Here is a 10,682-nt window from a genome sequence, read left to right on the forward strand (position 1 = left end):
GAAGCCGCCTTTCAATTTCGAACCATGCAGTTCAAAATGTTATCCGGTATTAGCCCCGGTTTCCCGGAGTTATCCCAGTCTTATGGGCAGGTTACCCACGTGTTACTCACCCGTCCGCCGCTAACTTCATAAGAGCAAGCTCTTAATCCATTCGCTCGACTTGCATGTATTAGGCACGCCGCCAGCGTTCATCCTGAGCCAGGATCAAACTCTCCAATAAAGTTAGTTTGTCTAGCATCTAAAAATAAAAATTGACGTTTCACGTTGTTTGTTTCGTTCAGTTTTCAAAGAACTACTTGGTCGCTCATTTGCGACTTCCTTATGTTAACATCTTCGTTTTTCGATGTCAACTAAGTTTTTTAAATTTCTTTTTTGCCGTTTCCTGCGTTTCCGCATCAGCGACGTTTATTACTTTACCATATACAAACTATTAACGTCAACACTTTTTAATAAAAAATTCTTTTTCTTACATAACGAATACATTCCTCTGCGTTAGCAACTCTCCGAAACAAACAAAAAATGATTTTATATCTTTCTTCCATCGCCTTTTTTACAACTTCATGAATACGCTCATCTTCAAAATCAAATAAAAGTTCCTCTAACTCTCTCTTTAATATGTATTCCATCTCTTTTCTCTCTTCTTTTGTCAACATCAACCCAAGCAAATGATCACCTCAACAATTCCTTACGTAACAATAAACGTTCCGCTCATTTTCACTTATTACAATCCTATCATTCATTATATCCACTACTTACGATATTAATCCTTTGTTCTCTTTTTTATATTTACGGCATATATGTAACTGAAAAGGATTGGACAAAGGGGCGTAATATTATGTTTTTCTTTTTTATTACGAGTAAGAGAACTTTTAAACACATTAGCTTAATAGTGATACTTTCCTTATTTACAGCATGGCTACTCTTTTTAAAAACATATTCACATGAATCTGCTTTTTCAACTGCTACAGGTCCTAAAGTAATTTACAAAGGAGATACCGCTAAAAAGCAAGTTGCATTTACGTTTGATATTAGTTGGGGAGACAAAAAAGCAATTCCAATCCTTGATACTCTTAAAGAAAGACAGATTAAGAATGCAACCTTCTTCCTTTCTGCTGCATGGGCCGAAAGACACCCCGATATTGTAGAGCGCATCATGAAAGATGGACACGAAATTGGTAGTATGGGTTACAATTACACATCTTATACTTCTCTAGAGACGAATGAAATAAGAAGAGACCTTTTACGAGCACAAGATGTTTTTACAAAACTTGGGGTAAAACAAGTCAAGCTGTTACGTCCACCTAGTGGCGAATTTAACAAGGCAACCCTTAAAATTGCAGAATCACTTGGATACACCGTTGTGCATTGGAGTAATAATTCAAACGATTGGAAAAACCCAGGTGTAAATCACATCGTTTCCACCGTCTCTAATAATTTGAAAGGTGGAGATATTGTCTTATTACACGCATCCGATTCTGCCCTTCAAACAAATAGAGCTTTACCGCTGCTCCTGCAAAAATTAAAAAGTGATGGATATGAGCAAATATCCGTATCACAACTTATTTCCAACACAAGTACGAAAAGTGAAGATGTGAAATAGCTTCGTCCCTACTACTCTTCACGTATAAAAAGCTCTACTACCTTTCAAGAAGGTGGTAGAGCTTTTTTAATCACACCATTTCCAGTAATATAACTGCTGGTGTATAAAACCTCTCTCTATTAAGCAGATTTACTCGTTTTTCCGATTAAACGATGTAATACAAGTAATTGATATGCATTACATAACAATAGCGGTATAACCATTAAATATAACCAATCTGCATCATTAATCCGAAGCGCCGGTACCCATTCAAGAATCGTTACAACTACCATAAAGAACAGAGCTGGCACAAATGCTTTTTTATTTGTTTCTTTACTTTTTACATAAGCAACAATTGCTCCAAGCACAAATAAAATTCCAGCAACAAGTATGTTATTCCCCAATGAGATTTCCCCATTTGCAATAAGTACAGATCTTAAATACACAAAATCAAATAATACGAATGCAATAAAGAAGAGCTGGACTGCATTCCATAAAGACGATGAGCGAAACATCCCTAGTCCAAAACGATGGATTGTTAAATATGCAAAGAATCCCATTTGACTTATAACGCTAAAAATAAATCCTACACCCATCAACCAGAAAGATACCGCTAAAATCTCTTTAACGTCGAAATTTTGAAAAAATTCATTATACCTGTCCCACTCCAAAACAAAACCAATAATAACTGTGCTAATCCCACCAAGAAACAACGTCGTTAAAAATAGTCGTACCCACTTGCGGCTATTCACAACACATCCCCCATTATCCTTATATTTCTAATTAAATTGTATCAATGACAATTTCAAAAAGCTAGCCATGTTCATGTATAAATTCCTTAAAGATATTTATATTAAAAAGAGAGAACTGTGCTGAAAGGAGTTCCAACTTATGAAACGGATACTATTCATTTTCGTTTCTTCTTTTCTACTTATCGCACTTGTAGCATGCGCACAAGGAAAAGAAACGAAATCCGAACTAGATTACGATCAAACAAAGAAAATGATTGTTGATATTTTAAAAACAGATCAAGGTAAGAAAGCTATTCAAGATGTATTAACTGATGAAAAAATGAAACAAGCACTCATACTAGATGAAACAGTAGTAAAGAAAACGATTGAAGATGCAATGGTATCCGATAAAGGGCAACAATTCTGGGAAAAGCTCTTTAAAGATCCTGAGTTCTCATCGAAGTTCGCTAAAAGTATGGGGAAAGAACAAACTCAATTAATGAAAACCTTATTAAAAGACCCTGAATACCAAGCAGGCGTTATAGAAATCATGAAAAATCCTGAAGTAGAAAAAATGATGTTACAAACAATGAAGAGCAAAGAATACCGTCAATATCTACAACAAGTACTAACAGAAACTGCTGAAAGTCCACTCTTCCAATCCAAGATGATTGATATCATTAGTAAAGGTGTACAAAAGGCTGAAAAAGGTGGATCTGATAAGAAAGAAGCAGGCGGTGACGGTGGTTCTCAAGGCGAGAAGAAGGAAGAACAGTGAGAATAATAACTATAATAACGAGTGGACAATTTATACATTGTCCACTCGTTATTACTTTATCTTGCTATTAACAGACAAAATGGCCCCTCTAGTTAAGCGAAAGGTTTACTAGCAACAAAACCCTTATTGTTGCCAGTAACAGATGAACCCCACTGATTAAAGTTTCATTTTATTTTTGTATAACAGCTGTTTTATCAATTACTGCTTCAGCTATTTTACTATAAATAATGCCGGTTGTATGTGTATCTTCATATACTGAAGGAGCAAAGTCTTCTTTATTCCAATCAGGTTGTTGCAGCGGAATACGACCAAGAACATTTGTTTGCAGTTCGGTAGCCAACTTATCTCCCCCGCCTCTTCCAAATACATATTCTTTCTCACCAGTTACCTTACTTTCAAAATATGCCATGTTCTCAACAACACCGAGAATACTATGTTCAGTGCGTAATGCCATCGCTCCAGCACGCGCTGCTACAAACGCAGCTGTTGGATGAGGCGTCGTTACAATAATCTCTTTGCAAGATGGCAACATTGAGTGCACATCTAACGCAACATCACCTGTTCCTGGTGGTAAATCTAGTACTAAATAATCTAAATCGCCCCATTCCACTTCTGTGAAGAAGTGGTTTAACATTTTCCCAAGCATAGGTCCTCTCCAAATAACTGGTGCATTATCCTCTACAAAGAAGCCCATTGAGATTACCTTTACACCTAAACGTTCCACCGGAATTATCTTGTCACCTCTTACGATGGGACGTTTTTCTATCCCCATCATGTCTGGCACACTAAAACCGTAAATGTCCGCATCAATAATACCAACTTTTTTTCCTAAACGAGCTAAAGCAACTGCAAGGTTAACGGAAACGGTTGATTTCCCCACACCACCTTTTCCACTCGCTACTGCTAAGAATGTCGTTTTTGAATTTGGTGACAATAAAGATTCACTTTGCTCTGCTTCTTGTTCTGGTGCAAACTGAGCTAATTCCTCTTCTGTAAATTCTGCAAAACGAAGTCCAACTGTTGCTGCCCCAAGCTCTTTTACTAACTTTACAATTCCAGACTGCAACTGCATTTGTTCCGCTGTACCAGTTTTTACGATTGCAATTTTGACACTCACATGTTCCTTCTCAGGCTTGACTGTTACCTCTTTAATTGCACTTGTTTCTTTTAATGTTTTATGTAAAAACGGATCTACAATCCCTTCTAACGCTTCAACCACTTGTTCTTTCGTTACCATAATTAGCCCAGCCCCCTGTATGAAAAATAACGTAATGTTAATTGAATTCATCTTTGCTTATTCTTCAAATAAATGCGTTTACATTTCCAGTATAACATATTTTCCGAAAACTTCGTTAACGAGAGAAACTCAAAAAAATCCTCCTTATTCTGGAGGATTTCCTTTTTCCGTGAAATAACGCAATATACCACGGTATATTGCAGCTGCTACCTTCTGTTGATATTTCTCCGAATTTAACATATACCTTTCGTTCACATTCGATAAAAAGCCAGCTTCAATTAAAGCACCTGGTGTTTTCGCATACTTCAATAAGTATACGTGAGAGATTGTTTTAGCAGAACGATTCGTATTTTCTAAACTCGTTCTCAATTCAGCCTGTATAAATTTCGCAGCACGTTCATTTTCAATTGAAGAGCGATAGTAGAATGTTTGTGCGCCTTTCGATCCACTACTAGTTAAAGCATTTAAATGAATGCTTGCAAAAAAGTCTATATCTGGTTTATTGATGATTTCTACACGTTTTTTTAAATCCTCCGCTTTACGTCTACTATATGACTTTGTATCTTTGTTAGCTAAATCATAATCTCCCTCACGCGTTAAAATAACTAGTGCACCTTGTTCTTGTAAATAGTCTTGTACCTTTTTTGTAATTTCAAGCGTAATATCCTTTTCTATAATATCCTTTCCACCAACAGCCCCTCCATCTGGTCCACCATGCCCAGCATCTAATACGATTACTTTCCCTGATAAGGGTAAATTCCAAGCTCGCCACGATTTTGTAATTTGAAATTCTTGTTTGACTAAAAAAAACAAAACAACCGCAGCGAGTGCAAAAGAGATAATTCGAATTCTCTTCATACCTTTCCTCCTCCAGCTAGTCCCTCTAATTACTTATATGGGACAAGAGGAAAGTTTATGCTTGTCTTAATGAAGCTTTAATCGATATCTTCTTTCACCTTTTTCATACCCTTCTTGCCACCACAATCCTATAAACTGCTGACAAGATTCAAAAAGTAATTCCTCATCTTTCAACTTTATTTCTCGCATAGTCATACTCGTTAAAAATTGAAATAGCGTTTCAGTTAATTGTTGTTCTTCTTCTAAAGCTCTATATTTCACATCAAAGAACGATTCACCATAATAACCAAATTTACTATATCTCGCTCCTAATAAATAAGATTCTATCCCTAATTCAATACAGTAATCTTCATACTGACGATGAAGCTCTTGCATTTGAAAGGCATCACGTATATTTGAACGCAATGTTTTTAATGATAATTCCCGCAACATCTTCCGCTCGTATTTTAACTGCTTTTCTTTTTGTTTTTCTCGTAAGCTGACAATGACATTCATAGTACTTATAAACCTCCCTAATACGTATTAGTCTAAACTTCTAAAGAAGAAGCATACGCGCGGCGGTAGCACTAAAATATTCCAAGCTATAAAAATCACAAAAGAGGAATGAAACATAAAAAAACCCCAACCAAAATGGTTGGGGTTTGTAGTTCGCAAAAATTAACGTTTTGAGAACTGAGGTGCACGACGTGCGCCTTTAAGACCGTATTTTTTACGCTCTTTCATACGTGCGTCACGAGTTAATAGACCTGCACGTTTTAGTGTTAGACGGTATTCTGGATCAGCTTTTAATAAAGCGCGAGAAATACCGTGACGAATAGCACCAGCTTGACCAGTGTATCCACCACCATTTACGTTTACAAGTACATCGTAGTTACCTAAAGTTTCTGTTGCAACTAGAGGTTGTTTCACTACTTCACGTAATGCAGCAAATGGGATATAGTTTTCAAAATCACGACCGTTAATGATAACGCGTCCTTCGCCTGGAACTAGGCGTACGCGCGCTACTGAACTCTTACGACGTCCAGTGCCATAGTATTGAACCTGTGCCAAAGTAAGCCCTCCTTTAATTAATTATCCGCGAAGTTCGTAAACTTCTGGTTTTTGTGCTTGGTGTGGATGCTCTGCTCCAGCATACACGTTTAGTTTCTTAGAAACTTGACGGCCTAAGCGTCCTTTTGGAAGCATGCCTTTAATTGCAAGCTCTAACATTTGTACAGGGTAGTTTGTACGCATTTCAAGAGCTGTTCTTTGCTTAAGTCCACCTGGGTGGTTAGTGTGACGGTAGTAAATTTTATCGTTTAATTTATTACCTGTTAAATGAATTTTCTCAGCGTTAATAATAATTACATGATCACCCGTGTCAACGTGTGGTGTAAATGTAGGTTTGTTTTTACCACGTAAAATGGATGCTACTTCACTAGCAAGGCGACCTAAAGTTTGACCTTCAGCATCAACCACATACCATTTACGCTCAACTTCGTTAGCTTTTGCCATAAAAGTCGTACGCATGTGTTTCCCTCCTCGTTATCTTTTCCATAGAAAAAATCTATTGTTTATCTTAAACACGATTTCCTTCCGGGGCTAATCGTGGTTTTAGAAACAATACCATATGTTATGATATACTTTTGAGTTTCTAATGTCAAGCAAATGTTACACCAGGATTAGTTGTTATAGTTTACCTCCCATAGGTAAAGCCCATGACCTGGAGCCATCTTTCCAGCAAACTGACGATTTTGTTTCGCTAAAATCTCTGGAATGCTATTAGGATCAAGCTTTCCTTGCCCTACGCTAAGTAACGTCCCAACAATAATTCTGACCATATTATATAAAAATCCATTACCAACAAAACGAAAAATTAATTCATCATCTTGCTCAATTAACTCGATTTCATAAATTGTTCGCACTTTATCTTTTTTGTCAGTTTTTGCCGAACAAAAAGAAGTGAAATCATGCGTTCCAATAAAATAGGGAATTGCTTTTCTTATAGAATTGATTTCGAGCTGATATGGATATTGATATACGTAATTTCTACGGAATACATCCGCAGTCTTTGATAATAATACACGATAACGATATTCTTTTTTCTCAACACCGTAACGTGCATGAAATTCTTCTGTTTTTTTCTCTACTCGCCTAATAACAATATCATCTGGCAACATTGTATTTAAAGCGTTATTCCATTGCCACTCCTCAAGAGACAAAGGAGTATCAAAGTGTATTACTTGCCCTTTTGCATGAACCGTAGAATCTGTTCTACCAGACGCCTGAACACGAACAAGTTCTCCCTTATGCAATTTCTGTAATGCTTTTTCTATCTCCTGTTGAACAGTACGATGCTTCGGCTGAATTTGATAACCACAAAAATGCATACCATCATATGCAACCGTACATTTTATTCTATCCATTTCTCTATTCTCCATTACGATCGCACCCATGCCAAAATACAAGCTAAACAAAATAAGCTTACAATCGTTACTGTATCGCTTGTTTTCCAGCGTAGTTGCCTAAATTTAGTACGTCCTTCACCACTTTGATATCCACGAGCTTCCATCGCAATAGCTAAGTCCTCTGCACGCTTAAAAGCACTGATAAACAGAGGAACGAGCAGTGAGATAATAGCTTTCATTCTATCTTTTATCGGTCCACCAGCGAAATCAATACCACGTGATGCTTGTGCTTTCATTATTTTACTTGTTTCATCCATTAATGTCGGGATAAAACGAAGAGAAATTGACATCATTAATGCGATTTCATGAACAGGAACCTTTATACGCTTCAATGGCTTTAATAACGTCTCCAAACCATCTGTAATTTCAATAGGTGTCGTCGTTAACGTTAATAATGTCGTCATTAAAATAATAACGAAGAACCGTACAGAAATGTATATCCCTTGCTCTAATCCTTTTTCATGTATCGAAAACCAACCAAGCTGGAGTAGTACATCCCCCTCTTTATTTGTAAAAATATGCAGGAAAAATGTAAAAAGAAAAATCCATAAAATCGGTTTTAAGCCCGAAAGTACATAACGAATCGGCACTTTTGCAAAAAATAAAGCAATGAGTGCATATAAAAATAAAAATCCATATGAAATCGCATTATTTGCTAAGAAAACAACAAATACATATAAAAAGACAATCAGCAGCTTCGTACGTGGATCAAGTTGATGAATAAGTGAATTCCCCGGGATATATCTCCCAATAATCAACTGCTGCATGATTCATGACCACCTTTTCGTAACACCTGCACAACTTCATGAGTAAGATCCTCTAAAGATAAGGTAGCCTTTGGAATTGAAATACCAAACTTCTCTTCAATTGCACGTTTATACTTTAATGACATAGGAAGATCCACACCAATTTTCTCTAGTTCATCAGCATGTGAAAATACTTCCTCTGCACTTCCTTGCAAAAAGACCGTTCCTTTATGCATAACTACAATCTGTTCCGCATACTGAGCAGCATCCTCCATATTATGCGTTACAAGGATAACTGTAAGCCCCTTCTCCTTATGCAACTTATAAAACATCTGCATAAGTTCGTTCTGCCCTTTTGGATCTAGACCTGCTGTAGGTTCATCTAATACAAGCACTTCAGGTTCCATTGCCAGTACACCCGCTATAGCAACACGTCTCATTTGTCCACCACTTAATTCGAACGGAGAACGTGTTAACAGTTCTGGTTCTAGCCCTACAAGTTCTATTGCCTCTCTAGCCTTTTGCTTCGCTTCATCTCCAGATACCCCGAAATTAGTAGGTCCAAAGCAAATATCTTTCTCCACAGTTTCTTCAAACAACTGATGTTCTGGGAATTGAAAGACAACCCCTACTTTTTTACGTAGTGGCTTTAGCTTTTTTTCTTTCTTTCCTGCCGAAATCAAATGTTCACCAATTTGAACTGTACCATTTGTCGGCTGCAATAAACCATTTAAATGTTGAATCATCGTCGACTTGCCTGAACCAGTATGACCGATAATGGCATAATAGCCCCCACTTGGAAACGACACGTCTACATCATAAAGTGCGCGTCTTTCAAATGGAGTTTTATATTGATAACGATGTTCTACTTTTTGGAATGTAATCTCCAAAGTTCGTTCACCAAGCTTTCCATTGTAAGATGCGTATTTTGCAAAAGAATTTCATTTCTTTTTAATAATTCTGCTATTTTCACCGAAAACGGTACATCTAAGCCAATTTCTTGGAGCGTATGAGAGGACTTGAAAATTTTCTCTGGAGTCCCTTCCTCTAATATTTCTCCCTTATTTAAAATAATGACACGATCCGACTGTGCCGCTTCTTCCAAATCGTGCGTAATTGATAACACGGTAATACCTTTTTGATTAACAAGTTGTCTAACCGTTTCTACTACTTCACGTCTTCCTTGAGGATCTAACATTGACGTTGCTTCATCTAATATTAAAATAGATGGCTGAAGTGCTAAAACGCCTGCTATTGCCACTCGCTGTTTTTGCCCACCAGATAAGGAATGAGGCTCATCATTAAGAAAATCTTCCATACGGACAAGTCGTAAGGCCTGTTCTAATCTTTCAATCATTTGTTCTCTTGGCATTCCGATATTCTCTAAGCCAAATACAACATCATCTTGCACTGTTGTTCCAACAAATTGATTATCTGGATTTTGAAATACCATTCCAATTTGTTTTCGAACATCCCATACCGTTTCCTCTGATAAAACCATTGTATCATTCACTGTAATAGTCCCTGCTTCCGGCAAAAACAAACCATTCAATAATTTTGCAAGTGTAGACTTTCCTGAACCGTTTTGTCCAATAATAGATACCCATTCTCCCTCATATAAGGAAAATGAAACATCTTTTAATGCATACGTGGCTGCCCCAGGATATTGAAATGATATATTTCTTATCCGAAGTTTCTCTTTTTTCAATAGAAGGCACCCTTTCCTTCGCCAAGCTCGCCTATTTTTATATTTAAAAAAAAGGGCCATGACCAGTTTCTTGAAAAGAACTGTCCTGCCCTTTTAATTATCATTATACTAACTCGATAATTACCATTGGTGCTGCGTCTCCGCGACGTGGACCAATTTTTGCAATACGAGTGTATCCGCCTTGGCGCTCAGCATAGCGTGGAGCTACATCAGCGAATAATTTTTGAAGTGCATCTTGACCAGTCTCAGCGTTAGCTACTTCATTGCGAATGAAAGCTGCTGCTTGACGACGAGCATGAAGATCTCCGCGTTTACCTAAAGTGATCATTTTTTCCACTACAGAACGAAGTTCTTTTGCACGAGTTTCTGTCGTTTGGATGCGCTCGTTGATAATTAAATCAGTAGCTAAGTCACGTAACATAGCTTTACGTTGCGCACTTGTACGGCCTAATTTTCTGTATGCCATTCGTAGTTCCCTCCTTTGTTCATGGGTTTAAATCCTCAGTCGTCTTTACGTAAACCTAAACCTAATTCCTCAAGTTTATGTTTAACTTCTTCTAAGGATTTACGTCCTAAGTTACGAACTTTCATCATATCT

The 10,682-nt window shown here is 37.2% G+C and carries 15 protein-coding genes and 1 rRNA gene; 2 read left to right on the forward strand and 14 right to left on the reverse strand.

Going from position 1 to position 10,682, the window contains the following annotated elements; translation table 11 throughout:
• Positions 1 to 220 (reverse strand): 16S ribosomal RNA (locus C4S65_RS33035); the annotation flags it as partial.
• Between the two features lie 226 nt (positions 221 to 446).
• Positions 447 to 665 (reverse strand): hypothetical protein, encoded by a 219-nt coding sequence (locus C4S65_RS33040; protein ID WP_042972334.1) that lies wholly within the window; start codon positions 663 to 665, stop codon positions 447 to 449.
• 170 nt (positions 666 to 835) lie between these two features.
• Between C4S65_RS33040 and pdaB the strand changes: the two genes are divergently transcribed.
• Complete coding sequence (pdaB, locus tag C4S65_RS33045; RefSeq protein ID WP_000464717.1) at positions 836 to 1,600, forward strand: polysaccharide deacetylase family sporulation protein PdaB; 765 nt, start codon at positions 836 to 838, stop codon at positions 1,598 to 1,600.
• A gap of 119 nt (positions 1,601 to 1,719) precedes the next feature.
• Here pdaB and C4S65_RS33050 read toward each other — a convergent pair whose 3' ends face one another.
• A complete protein-coding gene (locus C4S65_RS33050) occupies positions 1,720 to 2,331 on the reverse strand; it encodes a KinB-signaling pathway activation protein (protein ID WP_097960644.1) in 612 nt (203 codons plus the stop codon).
• 139 nt (positions 2,332 to 2,470) lie between these two features.
• Here C4S65_RS33050 and gerD point away from each other — a divergent pair, with 139 nt between their 5' ends.
• Entirely contained in the window at positions 2,471 to 3,088 is a 618-nt protein-coding gene (gerD, locus tag C4S65_RS33055; protein WP_000821601.1) for a spore germination lipoprotein GerD, read from the forward strand.
• A 169-nt stretch (positions 3,089 to 3,257) separates the two neighbouring features.
• Here gerD and C4S65_RS33060 read toward each other — a convergent pair whose 3' ends face one another.
• From C4S65_RS33060 to C4S65_RS33110, 11 genes are all read right to left on the reverse strand, one after another.
• Positions 3,258 to 4,325: an Mrp/NBP35 family ATP-binding protein gene (locus C4S65_RS33060; protein WP_061666937.1), complete on the reverse strand. Its 1,068-nt coding sequence runs from the start codon at positions 4,323 to 4,325 to the stop codon at positions 3,258 to 3,260.
• Between the two features lie 144 nt (positions 4,326 to 4,469).
• Complete coding sequence (cwlD, locus tag C4S65_RS33065) at positions 4,470 to 5,183, reverse strand: N-acetylmuramoyl-L-alanine amidase CwlD (protein ID WP_000822437.1); 714 nt, start codon at positions 5,181 to 5,183, stop codon at positions 4,470 to 4,472.
• Between the two features lie 66 nt (positions 5,184 to 5,249).
• Positions 5,250 to 5,678, reverse strand: coding sequence for a DUF2521 family protein (locus tag C4S65_RS33070; RefSeq protein WP_001101008.1), 429 nt, complete (start codon positions 5,676 to 5,678; stop codon positions 5,250 to 5,252).
• Between the two features lie 162 nt (positions 5,679 to 5,840).
• Entirely contained in the window at positions 5,841 to 6,233 is a 393-nt protein-coding gene (gene rpsI / locus C4S65_RS33075; protein ID WP_000079986.1) for a 30S ribosomal protein S9, read from the reverse strand.
• Positions 6,234 to 6,254: 21 nt separating this feature from the next.
• Positions 6,255 to 6,692, reverse strand: a complete 438-nt coding sequence (gene rplM / locus C4S65_RS33080) for a 50S ribosomal protein L13 (RefSeq protein ID WP_001260793.1) — start codon at positions 6,690 to 6,692, stop codon at positions 6,255 to 6,257.
• Between the two features lie 152 nt (positions 6,693 to 6,844).
• On the reverse strand, positions 6,845 to 7,588 hold the full coding sequence (gene truA / locus C4S65_RS33085; protein WP_086405939.1) for a tRNA pseudouridine(38-40) synthase TruA: 744 nt from the start codon (positions 7,586 to 7,588) through the stop codon (positions 6,845 to 6,847).
• Positions 7,589 to 7,602: 14 nt separating this feature from the next.
• Positions 7,603 to 8,397, reverse strand: coding sequence for an energy-coupling factor transporter transmembrane protein EcfT (locus tag C4S65_RS33090; RefSeq protein ID WP_001186530.1), 795 nt, complete (start codon positions 8,395 to 8,397; stop codon positions 7,603 to 7,605).
• Positions 8,385 to 9,266, reverse strand: a complete 882-nt coding sequence (locus C4S65_RS33095) for an energy-coupling factor ABC transporter ATP-binding protein (RefSeq protein WP_000406529.1) — start codon at positions 9,264 to 9,266, stop codon at positions 8,385 to 8,387. The genes C4S65_RS33090 and C4S65_RS33095 overlap by 13 nt, the downstream gene beginning before the upstream one ends.
• Positions 9,242 to 10,084 (reverse strand): energy-coupling factor ABC transporter ATP-binding protein, encoded by an 843-nt coding sequence (locus tag C4S65_RS33100; RefSeq protein WP_000711766.1) that lies wholly within the window; start codon positions 10,082 to 10,084, stop codon positions 9,242 to 9,244. The genes C4S65_RS33095 and C4S65_RS33100 overlap by 25 nt, the downstream gene beginning before the upstream one ends.
• A 103-nt stretch (positions 10,085 to 10,187) precedes the next feature.
• A complete protein-coding gene (gene rplQ, locus C4S65_RS33105; RefSeq protein ID WP_000331490.1) occupies positions 10,188 to 10,550 on the reverse strand; it encodes a 50S ribosomal protein L17 in 363 nt (120 codons plus the stop codon).
• A 35-nt stretch (positions 10,551 to 10,585) separates the two neighbouring features.
• Positions 10,586 to 10,682 (reverse strand): DNA-directed RNA polymerase subunit alpha C-terminal domain-containing protein (locus tag C4S65_RS33110; protein WP_276567438.1); only part of this gene is annotated, 97 nt, incomplete at its 5' end.

The organism is Bacillus sp. ok061 (genome assembly GCF_900108285.1).
Taxonomy (GTDB): Bacteria; Bacillota; Bacilli; order Bacillales; family Bacillaceae_G; genus Bacillus_A; species Bacillus_A thuringiensis_S.

Bases quoted from the DNA above. Each gene is read 5' to 3' on its own strand.
- C4S65_RS33090 (WP_001186530.1), bottom strand. From the start codon at position 8,397: ATGCAGCAGTTGATTATTGGGAGATATATCCCGGGGAATTCACTTATT.
- C4S65_RS33070 (WP_001101008.1), bottom strand. From the start codon at position 5,678: ATGAATGTCATTGTCAGCTTACGAGAAAAACAAAAAGAAAAGCAGTTA.
- gerD (WP_000821601.1), top strand. From the start codon at position 2,471: ATGAAACGGATACTATTCATTTTCGTTTCTTCTTTTCTACTTATCGCA.
- pdaB (WP_000464717.1), top strand. From the start codon at position 836: ATGTTTTTCTTTTTTATTACGAGTAAGAGAACTTTTAAACACATTAGC.
- rplQ (WP_000331490.1), bottom strand. From the start codon at position 10,550: ATGGCATACAGAAAATTAGGCCGTACAAGTGCGCAACGTAAAGCTATG.
- C4S65_RS33060 (WP_061666937.1), bottom strand. From the start codon at position 4,325: ATGGTAACGAAAGAACAAGTGGTTGAAGCGTTAGAAGGGATTGTAGAT.
- cwlD (WP_000822437.1), bottom strand. From the start codon at position 5,183: ATGAAGAGAATTCGAATTATCTCTTTTGCACTCGCTGCGGTTGTTTTG.
- rplM (WP_001260793.1), bottom strand. From the start codon at position 6,692: ATGCGTACGACTTTTATGGCAAAAGCTAACGAAGTTGAGCGTAAATGG.
- truA (WP_086405939.1), bottom strand. From the start codon at position 7,588: ATGGATAGAATAAAATGTACGGTTGCATATGATGGTATGCATTTTTGT.